Raw genomic sequence first — 16,663 nt, 5'->3', positions numbered from 1 at the left:
CGCTTACTGATTAAACTGACCAGTGGCCGATCAGTATGGCCGCGACCCACAACAGGCCGGTTTCGCGATTCGCCTTGAACAGTTTCAGAAGACGCGCGTTGTCGTCGATTCGCAAGGTGTTGACCTGCCAGAACAGGTGCAGACACACAGCCGCAAGCCCGGCATATAGCGGCCAGCTCAGGCCGCCGAGTATGGCCCCGACGCCGGTCAGCGCCACGGCGGCGGCGTAAAACACTGAAACACCGCTTTTGCCTTTGGCCCCTAAGGCGCGAGCCGAGGATTTGACGCCGATCATGGCGTCGTCTTCTATGTCCTGATAGGCGTAGATGGTGTCGTACCCCAGGGTCCAGAAGATCAGTCCGGCGTAGAAGATGACTGCGGCAAGGCTCAGTGTCCCCGTCATGGTGGCGACGCCCATCAGGAAGCCCCAGTTGAAGGTCAGGCCCAGCCACGCCTGCGGCCACCAGGTGATGCGCTTCATAAAGGGATAGGCGGCGACCAGCCCCAGCGACGCCACCCCCAGCCAGATGGCGGTCGTGCCCAGTTGTAGAAGAATGACAAGGCTGATCAGCGCGGACAGGGCGACGAAGCCCAGCGCCTGTTTGGGGCTGATCTGTCCCGACGGGATGGGTCGCAGGCGCGTGCGCTCGACCTGCGCATCGAAGTCGCGATCCACAAAGTCATTGTAGGCGCATCCGGCCCCACGCATCAAAGCCGAGCCCAAAGCGAACAGGCCCAGCTTATACAGCACCTCCAGCGAAAACGGATTCGCAGCCCCGAAGACCAGTCCCATGGCACCCGGCAGGAACAAAAGCCAGATACCGATGGGGCGGTCGAAACGCCCCAGCCTTAGCCACGGGCGCAGAGGGGCGGGCGCATAGAGATCGACCCAGTTGGCTTTGGGGGCATCGGGGAGGGCAAGGGGATCGTGAGTCATGCCCCTCATTTGCGCCTTTCGCGGGCAGGTGTCGAGGCCCAAGCCGCGCTCCCCTTCGTTTCATCGACAGGCACGAGGTTTGGCAAGCTACCTGTTGGTGATGGCTACTACATTACAAATGGTACATGTTTTAAAATGGTATCTTGCAATAAGTAGTAGCTTGTCATATACACCTCTTCATCACGGGGCGCACACGGCTCCGTCGAAAGGAAACCGGAGATGGCTGAAACCATTGACATTCAACTAAAGAAAGGCGTGCTCGGCCTGTGCGTGCTGGCGCTACTGGCCCGCAATGAGAGCTACGCCTATGAGATCGCCTCCACCCTGTCCGACGCCATCGGCATGGGCGAAGGCACCATCTATCCGCTGATGCGGCGGATGCAGAGCGACGGGCTGGTCGATACGCGACTGGTCGAATCCTCATCGGGGCCGTCGCGCAAATATTACCGACTGACCGAGGCCGGTCACGCGGCACTGGCGGCGCAGGCCGCTGAATGGCGCGGCTTTGCCCGCAGCGTCGATGCGCTGCTGGATGCCGCACCGCCTGAGCCGCAACCGGCTCACACCGAAACGCAAGAGGGGTAAGGGACATGACCCGCAACGAATTTATCAACCGGCTCAAGCAAGGCCTGACGGGCCTGCCCGCCGCTTCCATCGCCGACGTGGTCGCCGACTACGAAGCCCATTTTACGGACGGCGTGGCTGCCGGTCGCAGCGAAGCCGAAGTGGCCGCCGCCCTGGGTGATCCGGCGCGTCTGGCGCGCGAACTGCGGGCCGAAATCGGCCTGAAACAGTGGGAAGACACCAAGTCGCCGTCTTCGGCCGTCAGCGCGGTGTTCGCCGTTCTGGGGCTTGGGGCCATCGACATCCTGATCCTGCTGCCGCTGCTGATGGGCGTCATCGGCACCCTGTTTGGCTTCTTCATGAGCGCCATCGGTATCTTTATCGCCAGCGGCGTCGTTTTCGCCACCGGGGCCTTCTGGATGCCGGGCGGCGTGTTTGCCGCGCTTCTGGGCGGTGTCGGGGGTATGGCTCTGGCCGTCACCATTGCCGGCCTGACCGCTATCGTCAGCGTGTGGCTGGTCAACGGCCTCGTCTGGTACGCCCGTCTGCACTATCGCCTGCTGAAACCCGCGCTTGATGCGCAGAACGCCTGATCGGAGGAGGGAAGACCATGATGATCCGCAAACTTGCCATTATTTCCGGCTCCGCTTTTGTCCTTTCGGTCGCGTGCCTCGCTGGTGCCGCCGGTCTGGCCAGCCATGACATCGCCAAAAACGGCGGGGTGTGGACTCTGTCGGATGTGGGAGATGGCGACAGTAATATCCACTTCATGAAGACCACCAAGGCCGAGATAGCGCCCACCGTGACGCGCACCCTTGCCTGGAGCGGCAGTGAACAGCTCAAGATCGATGTCCCGGCTGAGGTGGTCTATACTCAGGGGGCCACGCCTTCGGTGACTGTCAACGGCCCCAAAGCCCTGACCGACCGGGTGCGCCTCGAAAACGGTCGCCTCTATCTGGCCGATGGGCCGGATGTCGAAAAGGTCGTGCAGTTCCGTTTCGGACCGGGCCATATCGAAGCTCACGCCAGCGACGAGTTGAAAATCGTCATCACGGCGCCTTCGGTGAAGGATTTCGAGATTTCCGGCTCTGGCGACCTCCGGGTCAGCGCCTATGACCAGCCGAGCATCGATCTGCGCATCAGCGGTTCCGGCTCGGCCGAGGTGACAGGCAAGGCCAAGGCGCTGAAGCTCGACATTACCGGCGCGGGCGAAGCCGATCTCTCCGGCCTCAGCGTCGAAGACGCCGATGTCAGCATCTCTGGCTCAGGGGATGCCACCATCGCCCCGACCGGCAAGGTCAAGGTCGATGTGTCAGGTTCGGGCAATGTCGATCTGCAAACCCGTCCGGCGCAACTTGATACGCGCATCAGCGGCGCGGGCAGCGTCGAGCAGGACTAAAACCGATAAGGCCTCTCCGTCATCGGGGAGGCCTTATGTGTTGGCCACAAAAAACACGAAAAGGCACGAAAAGTAACCAGCCCGCAGGGCCTTATACTCGTGTAGGCATAAGGCGCTTCGCGTTCTTTTCGTGGCTAAACTCTTAAGCCCTTAGCGCGTCACGGCCTCTGGCCGCGGGCACGACGCGGGCGAAGGCGCGGGGGCCAAACAGCGTCATTTCCATGCCGGTTTCCAGTATGTCACCACGTCTGGGCTGGCGCAGGAACAGGTCTTCGTCAGGCGTGACGACATAGAGGCCTTCGGGGGCATACACCACCACAAGGCTTTCGTTACGCAGGATGCCTTCGCCCCACAGTTTGAACTGCGCATAGTAGGGGGCCTGCCGCCACGAATCCGGGCGCGCCGGGTCCACATCGACATTCAGCGTCGTGCCATTCGGCTCAAGGCGCAGGACAAAGCCCGCTATATTGGGCCGCCACAGACCGTTCAGGTCGTCGTGTTTCAGCCACAGGCATTTGAAGTCCTGACAGATTTGCGGGTGAAGTCCCCAGATGCCGCAACCGGCGTTTTCACGCGTGTGGCTGCATAGCTTCCCGGCCTTTTTACCAACGTCCTCGACGTCATAGACCTTACAGCACAGATTGCACTCACCGCACGCCTTCAACGGGGCGCGGGAACGGGCAACCGTTCGATGCGTGGAGGCCTTGGCCATCGGGAACCTTCTGTTCTGCGCAAGCCGATGTTTTTTTCGGCTCTAGAGCCGCATGCCGAAAAGTGGACACCACTTTTCGGAAAAAACATGAGGCGTTACAAAAATTGGAGCCATTCGTCGGCTCGACCAAGCCTACGAATGCTCTAGCGTGCAGAATGGGCCCATATGGTCAATAAAGGGTTAGAAAACAGGGTTAACGCGCGGTCGCATTTAACTGATCAGCGGTATGCCTATATCGGCGCGCAGGCCGCCCAGCGGGCTTTGATCGAGGTTCAGTTCGCCGCCGTGGCTGCGCACCGTATCGCGCGCGATGGCCAGACCTAGGCCAACGCCCTTCTTATTCTGATTGCGCGCGTCATCGAGACGCGAAAACGGCTTGAGCGCCTCTTCGCGCTTTTCGGGCGGGATGCCGGGGCCGTCGTCATCGACATAGATATGCAGCGACTGCTTGCCGCCCGCCTTGTGCTCGATTTCGGCAGAGACGCGCACCTGCGTGGCATAGTGAAAGCCGTTCATAACCAGATTGGACAGGGCGCGGCTGAGCGCCATAACACGAATCGAGGTTTCCACGTCTTCGGACAGGGGGACAAATTGCGGCTGATGCCCGGCGCGGCGGGCGCCGTCCACGACGGTTTCCAAGAGGGCGTTGACAGAGGTGGTTTGCGGGCTTTCCTGCATCTCACCGCGCGCAAAGGCCAGATATTCGTCGATCATATAGGCCATTTCCGACACGTCCTGTTTCATACGCTCGGTTGCCGGATCGGGCGGGGCCATGGCCAGTTCCAGCTTCAGCCGTGTCAGGGGGGTCCGCAGGTCGTGGCTGACCGAGGCCAGAAGGGTGGTGCGCTGTTCGATATAGCGCTGGATGCGCGACTTCATCTTGAGGAAGTTCTGCGCCGCGGCCCGCACCTCGGCCGCCCCATAGGGCTTGAAGTTGGGGTCATCTTCGCCGCGCCCGAACTTTTCGGCTGCGACGGACAAGCGCTCGATAGCGCGGACCTGATTGCGGATAAACAGGATCGACACAGCGGTCAAAAGCAGGGTCGCACCCGTCATCCACAGTACGAAGATATGGGCGCGGGTAGCGAAGGCGCGCTCACGCGGCGCAATCACCCGGATGACGCCGCCCTTCACCTTGACGCGGATATCGACAGACCCGGCGTAACGGGTCGTGTCAAACCAGAAAGGGTCGTCCAGTTGCTCATTGAGCGCGCGCTTCAAGGAGCGGTCGAGCGCGGCCCAGGCGTTGCGCCGGCGATTTTCAGGCAGGGCCCGGCCGGGCTGATAAACGATGGATAGCTGCATCGACTTCTGCGCGGCGGCGGAAATGGTGGCCATGGTCTGCGGCGTCGGATCGGCCTTGTAGGCATCGACGGCCCAGGCGACGTCACCCACCAGCCCTTCTGACAGCTTGGCCGTCACGGTTTCCCAGTGCATGTCGAAAAAGGCCCAAGTCACCGCCACCTGCATCAGGGCGACGGGCAGGACGATGATCAGCAGGGCGCGGCCCCACAGCGTCTTGGGGATCTTGCGCTTGATGGCCTGCGGCCAGAATTTCAGACGGGGTATGCGCATTCAATCGATCCTCCTCCCCTGCGAGGCGGGGGAGGTGGCGCAGCTTGTCTGCGCCGGAGGGGGCATGTCTTTGCGTGGTTTGCCCCACACACCACTCCGCAGTCCTCCCTCCTCGCAAGCAGGGAGGGCGTAGCCTTAATCCGGTGCCAGCATATAGCCCTTGCCGCGCACGGTTTGCAGATAGCGCGGGTTCTTGGGGTCGGGCTCGATCTTGCGGCGGAGGCGGGTAACCTGAACGTCCACGGCGCGGCCGGTGGTATCGACGCTGTCCTTGGCGAGGTCCATGCGGTCAACCGGCACATTGGCGCGTTCGGCAAGGTATTTCAGAAGCTGCGCCTCGGCCTCGGTCAGGCGCACCATCGCGCCGTTGCGCGTCAGTTCGGCGCGTTCAAGGTCGAAGGTGATCTGCCCCATGCTGATGGTCTTGGGCAAGGCGGGCTTGACGCCGGTGCGGCGCAGGATCGCCTCAATCCGCAGCAAAAGCTCCTGCGGTTCGAACGGCTTGGACAGATAGTCGTCGGCCCCCAGACTCAAGCCCATGATGCGGTCGTCGGGCAGGCCGCGCGCCGTCAGGATGAGGATGGGGACGTTGGAATGCTGCCGTACCCATTTCGATAGCGAGAAGCCGTCTTCGCCCGGCATCATCACGTCAAGGATCAGGAGGTCGAAATCCAGCAGTTGCAGCATCCGCTTGGCGGCGTCGGCATGGGCGGCGGCGGTGACGCGGAAGCCCTGACGCGACAGGAACTCCTTAAGCAGGGTACGGATGCGATCATCGTCGTCAACAACCAGCAGGTGGCGAACGACGGCGTCATTAAGACCGGGCTGAGGGCTCACGTGATAAGTCCTGTCCTTGTTATGGGCGGCGTCTTAGAGCGTATTTCGTTCTGTTTGAATCGAAGCTCCGCTCTAAGCTTTTGTTTGGTCGCGCATTTAATTCCGAAAACCGTTGCACACTTTTCGCAATGCGCTCTCGGGCCGGTTTGGTGCGAGACTACAGGGGCTCAGGGTGATTTGTCATCTGGATTTGTCGCCTTTTTGTCATAGCGGGGCGTGGACAGTGAAAATAGTGTCAGGCAGACGAAGAAACCGCTTGCCTTGGTTTCAAAGGTTATCAGATATTTACCTTTTGGGCGGCGCAATCGTGTGCAGGGCCGTCAAGGGATAGTGTATATGCCGTCTTACGGAATGCTGAACGTCCAGAGCATACTGGGCATCGGGATCATGCTGCTGGCCTGCTGGCTGCTCTCGGAAAACAAGAAAAAGTTTCCTGTCTTTCTGACCCTTGGTGCCATTGGGGTTCAGGTCCTTCTGGCCTTTCTGTTCTTCGGTTTCCCGCAATCGCAGGCCGTGCTCGACAGCGTGAATGCCGGCGTGGACGCTCTGGCGGCGGCAACCAATCAGGGGACGCAGTTCGTCTTTGGTTATCTGGGGGGCGGTGCGCAACCCTATACCGTGCAGGATCAGAGCGCCCTGTTCGTTTTCGCCTTTCAGGTCCTGCCGCTGATCCTTGTCATTTCGGCCCTGTCGGCGCTTCTGTGGCACTGGCACATCCTCAAATGGATCACGCAGGGCTTCGGTTTCCTGTTTCAGAAGACGATGGGCCTTGGCGGGGCGTCGGCACTGGCGGTGGCCACCAATATTTTTCTGGGCATGATCGAAAGCCCCATCGTGATCCGCGCTTATCTGTCCAAGCTGTCGCGCTCGGAAGTGTTCATGATGATGGTGGTGGGTCTGGCCACGGTGGCCGGTTCGACCATGGTCGCTTACGCCCTGATCCTCAAGGCGACCCTGCCCAATGCGGCGGGTCACGTGCTGGTCGCCTCGATCATTTCGGCCCCGGCGGGCGTGCTGTTGTCGCGCATTATCGTCCCGGAAAAAGAAGGCGAGGGCGGTGTGGTCGCCGATTACAATTCTTCGCTCAAGTACGACAGCGCCATCGACGCCATCTCCAAAGGCACGGCGGACGGCCTGATGGTGGTGATGAATATTTCCGCCATCCTGATCGTCTTCGTGTCCTTCGTCTCGCTGGTCAACATCCTGCTGGGCATGTTCCCGCATGTCGGTGGCGAGCCCTTGTCGCTGGAACGCGGTCTGTCGGTGGTTTTTGCGCCCCTGGCCTGGATCATCGGCGTGCCGTGGGAAGAGGCGCAGAAGGCGGGCTATATCCTCGGCACCAAGCTGACCCTGACCGAATTTGTCGCCTTCCTTAAGCTGGGCGCGATCCCGGCCAGCGAGATGAGCGAGCGCACGCGCATGCTGATGACCTATGCCATTTGCGGTTTCGCCAATATCGGCTCGGTCGGCATCACCGTGACGGGGCTGGGTGTGCTGATGCCTGAACGCCGCGAAGAGGTGTTGAGTCTGGTGTGGAAGGCCCTGTTTGCCGGTTTTGTCGCCACCTGTCTTTCGGCGGCCATCATCGGGGCTTTGCCGGACACCCTGTTCGGCCTCCATGAGGCCAAGGCACCGGCCGCAGCGGTTGCCACACGCTGAATACATAACCCTGAAACGCAAAAAGCCCCGGCGCGAACCGGGGCTTTTTTTGTGACAAAACTGAAAGCGTATCAGTCCTTGAACTTGTCCATATGTTCCTTGACACGGGCTTCCAGCGTTTCGGCCAGCGTCACGCCCACCGGATGGTTTTCGTCCTTGATCTTGCCGCGCACGACGGCACGGATGGCATCGACGTGGGCGTCGATCAGAAGGCGCGGCGACTGCAAACGAATGGTCTCGTCGTCCAGCATCTTGCACACCGAACCGGCGATGCGGGTGATCAGCGGGTAGCCATAGGTGGTGCCGAGCCCCTTAAGGTCATGGCAGCGGAAATAGAGCTGTTCGGCGTTCTTTTCGCTGAGGCCTTCGCTGCGGATGGTCTCCTGCGCTTTTTCCAGCTTGTTCACCTCATCATCCAGCCAGTTGTCAAACTGATCGGACAGGGACGACAGGGCTTCTTCCGCCTTGGCAAGCGTGGCCGGATCAAGCGCACCCAGCTTGCCGCCGACCTTGGCGCGCAAAGTGTTGGGGATCTGAATGACCTGGGCTTTTTCGGACATGACGTGGTTATTTCCGTGGGGCTGTTTCGTCAACCATACCGCAAACCCCTTTAGGAAGCCCTAATAGCCATCGTTTTCACCTGTGGACGATAAGGTCAGCTCGAAAACTGTTCCGTCAGCACGCGCTCATCGTAGCCATTACCAGCATCGAACAGGATGGTCGCCGATAGTTCCGGGGCCTCGACGATTTCGACCTCACGGATATGGCGCACCTCGAACGTATCGGCCGAGGCCGCCACCGGACGCTTGTCGCACTCCAGCACTTCGAAGCGCACCTTGGCCGAATGCGGCAGCAAGGCCCCGCGCCAGCGCCGGGGGCGGAAGGCGCTGATCGGCGTCAGGGCGAGGGCCTGCGCGTCGAGAGGGATGATTGGCCCGTGCGCCGACAGATTATAGGCCGTCGAACCGGCCGGCGTCGCCACCAGCGCGCCGTCGCAGATCAGTTCTTCCAGCCGCGCCTTGCCATCGATCAGGATGCGCAGTTTGGCGCTCTGATGCGTCTGGCGCAGCAGCGACACTTCGTTGAAAGCCAGCGCCTCCTGCACTTCGCCACGGCCATTGGTGGCGGTCATGCGCAAAGGGCTGATGCGCGTGTGTTCGGCGCTTTCAATGCGCGCCATCAGATCGTTTTCGCGGTATTCGTTCAGCAGAAAGCCGATCGAGCCCATATTCATGCCGAAGATCGGGCGTTCGTCGCGGAAATGCGCGTGCACGCACTCCAGAAGCCAGCCGTCTCCCCCCAGAGCCACAATCACATCCGGGTCATTCGACTCGCCGTACCGTTTGCGTAAGACCGCGCAGGCGGCCTGAGCTTCGGGGCGTTCGGAGGCGGTAAAGGCGAGTTTGAGGGGCATGAGGCAGGGTCTGAACAGCAGGGGATAGCCGTCTTAAAACGGATTTCGTTCAATGGGAATAGATAGCCAACAGCCTTTGACGGGCTTCGTCCGCATCGAGATCGAACAGGCCGCGCACAAAGGCCAGATGACGCTCGTTTATGCGCGGATGCCCGTCATTGAGCGCCTGAACCTGAGCCAGTATGTCCGCGAAGGCGGCCCGGTCGATGCCGGCGGCGCTCAGAAGCAGGACCAGCGGCACGGCCGAGTCCTGAGCCAGGGCGCGGTCCACGATGGCGCGGTCCAGTCCGGTCAAGCGCGACAGACCCTGACGGAAGGCGAGTAAGTCGCCGCCTTGCAGCCGATGCAGGGTCTGCGCCGCATCGGTTGGAGGCGTGGTATGGAAATGCCGTGCATATAGCCCTTCAAAACGCCCCAGCAAGGTGGCGCGCAGGTCAGGCCCCACCACATCGAGCAGGCGGGCCGCCGCTTCGCGCGTCAGGCCGGGATGACGCGTCAGGGGCGCGCGCAGTGCGATGTCCGTGCGGGCGCGGTCGGTCAGGGTGTCGAAAGTGGCGGCATTGAGGCGCAGATGGCGATTGTTCAAAAGCGCTGTGGCCGTAGCAGTGTCGGCCACGGTGATCAAGGCGTCGATGACCGAAGGGCTGAGATGGGATCGTCGTGCGATCAGGCGCGCCCGGTCGGCTGAGTCGGCTAAAAGCGACAGGAGGTCACGATCGCGAAGAACCGGCGAACGCAGCAGAACCGCGACCCCGGCCTGGGGTAAACGGCACAGGGCGGCAATCAGATCAGGATCGGCCCAGTCGGCCTCGGCCAGTTCGTCGAGTACGGTTTGCGCGCTGTCCGGGGGCAGGTCCGCGATCAGCGCGTTCAGGCGCGCGACAAAGCCCGGCTGGCTTTCGACCGGCAAACCGGCCTGACGCCGCGCCAGAGCGTTCAACTGCATCAGATGCAGAAGGGTTCGCACCTGCGTCAGGGGTTGAAGACCGCTGTCAGGGCGCACGACTTCGGGCGCGTCAGCCGCAGGGGCGACGCGGTTCAGGTCGTCAGGGGCCGGTGCAACGGCGGAAATGGCAAGCCTCCGGGCGATTCGCTCAAGGTGTACAAGGTTTTAACACTTAGAGTGAAGACTTGCTTAACTCTTTCGTTCGGAGCACCTTTTCACCCCCTCAGACCCGCCCGCTGCATTTTTGACATGTGCGTTAATGTTGTTTCAACGCTGCATCCGTAGGCTGATGAGGATGGTGTTGTAAGTAAGGCTGGTGTCAGCGGCATGTCTCAAGACATCCTTTCGACAGGGCAGGGTAGCGCAGCAGAGCCTGAACGGCTGGTGCTGGAGCGTGAGGACGCGGTGATGATCATCGAGCGCCTGCGCGAAACCCGTGTCAGCGCGCGGGGCCACGCTTTCCTGCTCAAACTCGATACGCTGATCGTGCGCCTGGGGTCCAAGTGGGACGTCAAGAGCGAGCTGGTTTACGAACATCTCAAGACCGGGTTTGAACGCCGGTTTCAGGAACCGAACTGGTGCCTGCGCATCAATGACGACGCCTGGCTGGCCATAATCCCAACGGAAGGATCGCGGCGCGGGGCGTTGTCGGTGACCGAGATGTGGCGCGATCTGGGTAATTTTTTTGTTGGCGATGTCTCCGAAGTGCCGGTGCCCCTTTATGAGGTGCAGGTCGAGGATGTGGACCGCTTTCTGCTCAATCCGATTGACCTCAAAACCTGGTTCGACCGCCCGGAAGCCGGACCTGAGCGCGTGAAGCCGATTACGGGCGAAACCACGGGTGAGGCCGTCCGCACGCCCGGTCAGGGGCCTCAGATGACCAATATCCAGCGCCCGGTGATGGTGGCGGCGACGGTGACTTTGGCCAATCGCACCCTGCGCATCGCCTCGTCGAACGAGCCCCTGTTCGAGATGAAGAAGATGGTGATGATCGGTCACCGACTGGAGCCACTGGTCGTCGAGGCATCCGACAACACCCTGCTGGATCGCAAGGCGCTGACCAATATGGACTGGGGCCTGCGCGAACTGGTCGATATTACCAACATCGAGCAAGGCCTGAAAATATTGCGCATGCGCGAGGCCGATCAGCGCAAGATGCTGATGGTCGTGCCCGCGGCCTTTTCCACCTTCGCCTCTCAGCGCGCGCGTCAGAAAATCACGCACGAAGTGGCCAAGGCCGCCAATGAGATGGGGCTGAAAGTCCTGTTTGAGGTGCGCGGTCTCGATGGGGTGCCGCCGCATCGCGTTCTGGAAATCGTCTCGCTGATTAAGCCCTTCTGCATGACGGTGGTGGGGCACGTGTCTTCGGACCGCAAGGTCATCTCGGCTCTGGCCAAGTGCGGCCTGTCGGGCGTGTGCATCGAATATGACGGCGTTAAACGCGATGACGACGCGCTGAGCGAATATCTGGGGCAATTGGCGGCTGCGGCGAAACAGGCCGCCGGTGCCTGCATGGTGCAGGGCTTCGACAGCTATCGGCAGATGGCGGTGGCGCGGCTGGCCGGCATTACCCATGCGTCGATGAAGGCGGCGGCCATGATGTCGCCGCGAGGGGCCGTTGCGACGGCCAAGACCGTGGCCGAGGGGCTGGCGGTCAGTCCCGAAGGCCGCGAAAAGCTGAACGCCCTCGAACGGCCGGAATAGGCCCACTTTCACGCCATGACCTGTGACCCGAATGCGCCACTTTTCGCCCTGAGGAAAGTGTCTCGATTTGGTGATTGCGCTTTCGTTAATTATGGTTAACGTCATTATCCGGCTGTTTGATTTTTTATAAAATTTCCATGAACGGGTCGGGGTGGGGGACATGCTGCTGCCGGAGTCCATAGATGTCGCCGCGGGTCTGGTGTTCATCTACCTGCTGATGAGCGTGCTGGCGACGACGGCGCGCGAAGCCGTAGAAGGCTTTTTCAAAAGCCGTTCGCGCAACCTGGAGCGCGGCCTGATCGAGCTTTTGTGCAATCTGCCGAAGGGCCATTCCCTGCGCTTTGACCGTAAATCGGGCGACAAGCTGCACGGTTTTGAATTTCTGGAAGGGTTTTATAACCACCCCCTGATCATGACACTGTATCGCGGCAACTATAAGCCGCCGCCGCGCCGCCGCTTTTTTGAGGGACGCAAACTGCCGTCCTACATACCGGCCGAGCACTTCGCCTTCGTTGTGCTGGATATGATCAGCGAAAAGGGCGGTCAGACCCAGTCCGGGCGTCTTGATCCTCAGGCCGTACTGAACGCTACCCACAACCTCAATAATCCGCGTCTGGCCAGGGTTGTGCAACTGGCGGTAAATACCGCCGATGGCGATATGAACAAGGCGCGCACCTTTCTGGAGCAGTGGTTCAACGCCACCATGGACCGCGTGTCCGGCTGGTATCGCCATGAAACCCAGACCATCCTGTTCTGGTTCAGCCTCGTGGCCTGCGTGGTGATGAACGTCAACACGGTGGTGATTGCCGATACGCTCTACCGTTCGCCCAGCCTGCGCAAGGCGGTCGAGGCCTCGGCCCAGCAATACTATACCGACACCGCCGCCAAGGGGGTGGAGGCGACGGCCAGTCTGGATAACCCCCTGAGCCGTCTGGGGCTGCCTCTGGGGTGGAACGCCACCACTATGGACAGTATGCAGCACCTGTTCCGCTTTTGCGGCAACGACACGCCGCTGCACGATAACCGCAAATGCCCGCCCAGCAAGGAACCCAAGACACCGGCGCCGGATTTCCGGCTCGATCGTCCGGATCAGTGGTGGCACAATGCGCAACTGGCCGTCGGGCGCACGGTTGAAATCGCCACCAATGCCTATAACGGGACGCCGACCCTGGGTGACAATGCGCTGTTCAATATTCTGCCGATGGTGGCGCTGATTTCGGGCTGGGTGATGACGGCCTTTGCCGTGACGCTGGGGGCGCCCTTCTGGTTTGACGTGCTGAGCAAGCTGATGACGGTGCGCTCGACCTTCAAAGGGGGCGCGCCCCCACCGGCTTCGACCTTCACACCGCTTCAGCCCTTCCCGGATGAGACGACCATGCGCGTCATCACCCTGCCGACCTCATCCGCCGTCACCACTACCGCGACCGCCCCGGCGCTGGCGGCGGTGTCGGCTCAGGTGGCCGAGGCCGACGACGCCTTACCCGATCCGTCGTTGCGGCCGAGGGATTACTGATGATTACGGCGGACACGCTCAAGGCCCTGTCGCCGCAGGCCAATGCGACGCGCATCGCCGTCTATGCCCCGGCACTGGAAGCGGCGCGCATCGAATACGGCATCGACACGCTGCGGCGGGTCGCGCACTTCATGGCGCAACTGGCGCATGAGTGCGATAATTTCCGCGCACTGGTCGAAAATCTGAACTACAGCGCGCAGGGCCTCTACAAGACCTTCCCCAAGCGCGTGGGTTCCTTGGAAAACGCCCAGCGGCTGGTCAATGAGGGCAAGGCGGCCATTGCCGAGGCCATCTATGGCAACCGCCCCGAACTGGGCAATGTCGAACCCGGCGACGGCTTCCGCTATATCGGGCGCGGTTTTATCATGATCACCGGGCGGGCCAACTATACGCGCTATGGTGAACTGACGGGCCTGCCTCTGGCCGAACAGCCGCAAAAGCTGGAGGAGGCGGAAACGGCGGCGCGCGCGTCTGCGGCCTTCTGGCGCGCCAAAAACCTCAATGCGCTGGCCGATGCCGACGACTTGGTCGGCATTACGCGCATCATTAATGGCGGCACCAACGGCCTCGATCACCGTAAGGCGCTGTACGAACGTGCCAAACAGGTATGGCCGGAGCCGGTCCTGCCGCCCAGTTATCCGGGCTATACGCCGCTCAGCCAGTATTTCACACTCGAAGAACTGACTCAGTCGGATATCGCCGAACGCAACGGCATAGACAACACGCCGACACCTGAGCATCTGGCCAATCTCAAGGATACGGCGCAGCGCATGGACAAGGTGCGCGCGCTTCTGGGGCAGCCCGTCACGGTGCGCAGTGGCTATCGCGGCCCGGCGCTCAACGCGAAAATCGGCGGCTCAAAGAGCAGTGCCCACATGATCGGTCGGGCGGTGGATTTCGTCTCGCAGCGCTTTGGCACGCCGCTCGATATTTGCCGCAAGATCATGGCCAGCGATATCGTCTTCGATCAGTTGATCTATGAAGGGACGTGGGTGCATATCGGCTTTTCCGATACGCCGCGCCGTCAGGCCCTGCGCGCCGATTTCAGCGTGACCCCTACAGCCTATCGCCCGCTGGTGCTTTAGTTTTTACCGGGGTTAAAAGAAAAAAAGGGCGGGAAGAAACCCCGCCCTTTCCGTTCAAGATCGTACCTGCGCTTACAAAACGCCGAGCATCTGTGCGACCAGCGGGTGACGGACGATGTCCTTGTCTTTCAACTGCACCACGGCCACGGTGTCGAGCGCTTCGAACCGTGCCGCCACATCGGCCAGACCCGACAGGCCGGGCAGCAGGTCCGACTGGTTCGGGTCACCGGTCACGATCATGGTCGAGTTCCAGCCCAGCCGCGTCAGCAGCATTTTGAGCTGCGTATAGGTGCAGTTCTGCGCTTCGTCGATGACCACAAAGGCGTTGTTGAGTGTGCGGCCACGCATATAGCCGACTGGCGCGATCTCGATGAGACCTTCCTGCATCAGCGCCTTGACGCGCTTCATGCTCAGCCGGTCAGTCAGGGCGTCGTACAGGGGGCGCAGATAAGGCGCCAGCTTGTCCTCCATGTCGCCGGGCAGGAAGCCGATCGACTCCCCGGCCTCGACTGCCGGGCGCGACAGGACGATGCGACCGACCTTACCCGCCTCCAGCGCCTCCACGGCCTTGGCGATGGCGAGGTAGGTCTTGCCCGTCCCCGCCGGCCCCAGCGCCAGGACGAGGTTCTTGTCGTCAATGGCGGTCAGCAGTTGCGCCTGTCCGTCGGACTTGGCCTTGATGGTTTTGACGTAGCTCTGGTCCCGCTCTTCGTTTGCCGGGGCTACTGGTGACCAGCTTGCGTGATGCACAGAAATGCGGCGCACCTTAGTGTCGCGGGCATATTCCTCTGCATCGAGAGTACCTTCGCGCAGAAAACGCTTGGTGGAACGCTTGGTCATGACAGCCTCCTTAAAAAAGAGCGCCAGCCGGATCGCGGTGCAGGCGTCCGGTCAGTGCGCGTCAGCAAGAGCGGGATTTGAGGCACAAAAAAAGACGAAACCGGGTAAGGGTTCGTCTTCGCGTATGCGTCAGGGGAGGAAAGGCGGGCGCGTCCGGGTGTGTCGCATCCTTGGGGCCGCACCGCCGGGGGCGGGGGGACATTTTTGGGTGCAAACACGTACCTGTGAGCCACTGAAAACCTCTTGAAAGGTAACGGGCCGGATGTCGCCGGGTCCTGTTGGGGGGCTCTGGTGATTCCCCCTCAAGAACAGTACCAGATTCCGGCAGAATGCTTACCGAGTTCTTAAATGGGTTGTGGAAAACTTTTGTGCATACGCGAAATAATGGAATTTCGCGCGACGACGGCCCAAGGCTTGCCACAGACCCTATCCCGCGCTCATAAGCGTAAGGAAACAATCTGACCGAGAGGCTGTGATGAGTCTTTTTGCTTTGGACGGCGTCGCGCCAACGCTGGGCGAGGGCGTATGGATCGCCCCTTCGGCGCAGGTGATCGGTGATGTGCGTCTGGGGGGCAGCGCCAGCGTATGGTTCAACGCCGTGCTGCGTGCTGATAATGAGCCCATGACCATTGGGGTGCGCAGCAATATTCAGGACGGATCGGTGCTCCATTCCGACCCCGGATCGCCCCTGACTATCGGGGACGGGGTAACGGTCGGGCACAAGGCCATGCTGCACGGCTGCACGGTCGGCGACCACAGCCTCATTGGCATTAATGCCGTGGTGCTCAACCGCGCGGTTATCGGCAAGAACTCGATCGTCGGGGCCGGGGCACTGGTGCCCGAAGGCAAGGTCTTCCCGGACGGCGTGCTGCTGATCGGGGCTCCGGCACGGGTGGCGCGCGAACTGACCGAAGACCAGATCGCACGGCTCACACTATCGGCGGACCACTATGTGTGGAACGCCCAGAGATTTGCCAAGGGCCTCACACCTCTCTGATCACGCGCTCGTGTGTCTTTGAGGTTGGATCTGCCGGAATCTCGCCTTGATTGCGTGTGTCAGTGGGATAAGGGGATACCGACAATTAGGGGGGCTTTATGAAGAGATGTCTGGGGTATGGAACTTCGGCCGTGGCGCTGCTGGCGCTGGTGCTGGCGACGGCGGTTCAGGCGCAAGAGGCCACGCAAAGTGCTCCGGCCACGTCCCAGACCGCCTCCGGCGCGCAGGCCAAACCCAGCGAAGCCATCGAAGAAATCACCGTCACGGCCAGCAAAAGCGCTGGCACGCGAATTGACCGTCGCGTCTATGACATCAAGACCGACCCGCAGGCGACCACGGGCCAACTGAGCGATGTGTTGTCCAAGGTGCCCTCAGTCACTGTCACCCCCGATGACAAGGTCCTTCTGCGCGGCGATTCCGGCGTGACCATCTGGGTCGATGGCAAGCCACCGGCGGAGGGCAAGCAGGTGTTGCGGATGCT

The 16,663-nt window shown here is 61.3% G+C and carries 16 protein-coding genes and 1 pseudogene; 9 read left to right on the top strand and 8 right to left on the bottom strand.

The genetic code is table 11. The annotated features are described in order from the left end of the window. Positions 1-10 precede the first annotated feature (10 nt). Positions 11-937, bottom strand: a complete 927-nt coding sequence (ubiA, locus tag Q0072_RS00105; protein ID WP_298323988.1) for a 4-hydroxybenzoate octaprenyltransferase — start codon at positions 935-937, stop codon at positions 11-13. A gap of 219 nt (positions 938-1,156) precedes the next feature. Between ubiA and Q0072_RS00100 the strand changes: the two genes are divergently transcribed. Genes Q0072_RS00100 through Q0072_RS00090 form a run of 3 tightly spaced genes read left to right on the top strand, consistent with a single transcriptional unit; the run spans position 1,157 to position 2,900 of the window. Further along, on the top strand, positions 1,157-1,522 hold the full coding sequence (locus Q0072_RS00100; protein ID WP_298323985.1) for a PadR family transcriptional regulator: 366 nt from the start codon (positions 1,157-1,159) through the stop codon (positions 1,520-1,522). Positions 1,523-1,527: 5 nt separating this feature from the next. Next, positions 1,528-2,094, top strand: a complete 567-nt coding sequence (locus Q0072_RS00095) for a DUF1700 domain-containing protein (protein ID WP_126419849.1) — start codon at positions 1,528-1,530, stop codon at positions 2,092-2,094. A 17-nt stretch (positions 2,095-2,111) separates the two neighbouring features. Further along, positions 2,112-2,900, top strand: a complete 789-nt coding sequence (locus Q0072_RS00090) for a DUF2807 domain-containing protein (protein ID WP_298323980.1) — start codon at positions 2,112-2,114, stop codon at positions 2,898-2,900. Between the two features lie 142 nt (positions 2,901-3,042). Here Q0072_RS00090 and Q0072_RS00085 read toward each other — a convergent pair whose 3' ends face one another. The 3 genes from Q0072_RS00085 to Q0072_RS00075 all read right to left on the bottom strand — a co-directional run bounded on the left by Q0072_RS00085 (position 3,043) and on the right by Q0072_RS00075 (position 6,024). Then, positions 3,043-3,612 carry a hypothetical protein gene (locus tag Q0072_RS00085; RefSeq protein WP_013479079.1) on the bottom strand — a complete coding sequence of 190 codons (570 nt, stop codon included), beginning with the start codon at positions 3,610-3,612 and terminating at the stop codon, positions 3,043-3,045. Positions 3,613-3,822: 210 nt separating this feature from the next. Continuing rightward, positions 3,823-5,187 (bottom strand): ATP-binding protein, encoded by a 1,365-nt coding sequence (locus Q0072_RS00080; protein WP_298323974.1) that lies wholly within the window; start codon positions 5,185-5,187, stop codon positions 3,823-3,825. A gap of 135 nt (positions 5,188-5,322) precedes the next feature. Further along, positions 5,323-6,024 carry a response regulator gene (locus tag Q0072_RS00075; RefSeq protein ID WP_013479076.1) on the bottom strand — a complete coding sequence of 234 codons (702 nt, stop codon included), beginning with the start codon at positions 6,022-6,024 and terminating at the stop codon, positions 5,323-5,325. 336 nt (positions 6,025-6,360) lie between these two features. Between Q0072_RS00075 and Q0072_RS00070 the strand changes: the two genes are divergently transcribed. Further along, positions 6,361-7,683, top strand: coding sequence for a nucleoside transporter C-terminal domain-containing protein (locus Q0072_RS00070; protein WP_298323969.1), 1,323 nt, complete (start codon positions 6,361-6,363; stop codon positions 7,681-7,683). Positions 7,684-7,754: 71 nt separating this feature from the next. Here the strand turns inward: Q0072_RS00070 and Q0072_RS00065 are convergent, their stop codons facing one another. The 3 genes from Q0072_RS00065 to Q0072_RS00055 form a co-directional block, all read right to left on the bottom strand. Further along, positions 7,755-8,243, bottom strand: a complete 489-nt coding sequence (locus Q0072_RS00065; RefSeq protein WP_298323966.1) for an Hpt domain-containing protein — start codon at positions 8,241-8,243, stop codon at positions 7,755-7,757. 95 nt (positions 8,244-8,338) lie between these two features. After that, positions 8,339-9,097 (bottom strand): NAD kinase, encoded by a 759-nt coding sequence (locus Q0072_RS00060; protein WP_298323964.1) that lies wholly within the window; start codon positions 9,095-9,097, stop codon positions 8,339-8,341. A gap of 49 nt (positions 9,098-9,146) precedes the next feature. Further along, positions 9,147-10,100: a DUF2336 domain-containing protein gene (locus Q0072_RS00055; protein WP_298323962.1), complete on the bottom strand. Its 954-nt coding sequence runs from the start codon at positions 10,098-10,100 to the stop codon at positions 9,147-9,149. Between the two features lie 270 nt (positions 10,101-10,370). Between Q0072_RS00055 and Q0072_RS00050 the strand changes: the two genes are divergently transcribed. From Q0072_RS00050 to Q0072_RS00040, 3 genes are all read left to right on the top strand, one after another. Next, positions 10,371-11,747 carry a hypothetical protein gene (locus Q0072_RS00050; RefSeq protein WP_298323960.1) on the top strand — a complete coding sequence of 459 codons (1,377 nt, stop codon included), beginning with the start codon at positions 10,371-10,373 and terminating at the stop codon, positions 11,745-11,747. Positions 11,748-11,907: 160 nt separating this feature from the next. Continuing rightward, positions 11,908-13,260, top strand: coding sequence for a hypothetical protein (locus Q0072_RS00045; RefSeq protein WP_298323958.1), 1,353 nt, complete (start codon positions 11,908-11,910; stop codon positions 13,258-13,260). Next, positions 13,260-14,345: a D-Ala-D-Ala carboxypeptidase family metallohydrolase gene (locus Q0072_RS00040; protein ID WP_298323956.1), complete on the top strand. Its 1,086-nt coding sequence runs from the start codon at positions 13,260-13,262 to the stop codon at positions 14,343-14,345. Before Q0072_RS00045 ends, Q0072_RS00040 begins: the two co-directional genes overlap by 1 nt. 72 nt (positions 14,346-14,417) lie before the next feature. Here Q0072_RS00040 and Q0072_RS00035 read toward each other — a convergent pair whose 3' ends face one another. Then, entirely contained in the window at positions 14,418-15,185 is a 768-nt protein-coding gene (locus Q0072_RS00035; protein ID WP_298323953.1) for a PhoH family protein, read from the bottom strand. A gap of 475 nt (positions 15,186-15,660) precedes the next feature. Here Q0072_RS00035 and Q0072_RS00030 point away from each other — a divergent pair, with 475 nt between their 5' ends. Then, the gene (locus Q0072_RS00030; RefSeq protein WP_298323951.1) at positions 15,661-16,182 is read left to right on the top strand and encodes a gamma carbonic anhydrase family protein; all 522 of its coding nucleotides are present in this window, start codon (positions 15,661-15,663) and stop codon (positions 16,180-16,182) included. 98 nt (positions 16,183-16,280) lie between these two features. Beyond that, positions 16,281-16,663 (top strand): annotated as a pseudogene (locus tag Q0072_RS00025) (hypothetical protein); the annotation flags it as partial.

The organism is Asticcacaulis sp. (genome assembly GCF_027484505.1).
Classification (GTDB): Bacteria; Pseudomonadota; Alphaproteobacteria; order Caulobacterales; family Caulobacteraceae; genus Asticcacaulis.
The sequence above is the reverse complement of the archived record's forward strand: the minus strand, read 5'-3'. Positions and strand labels throughout refer to the sequence as shown.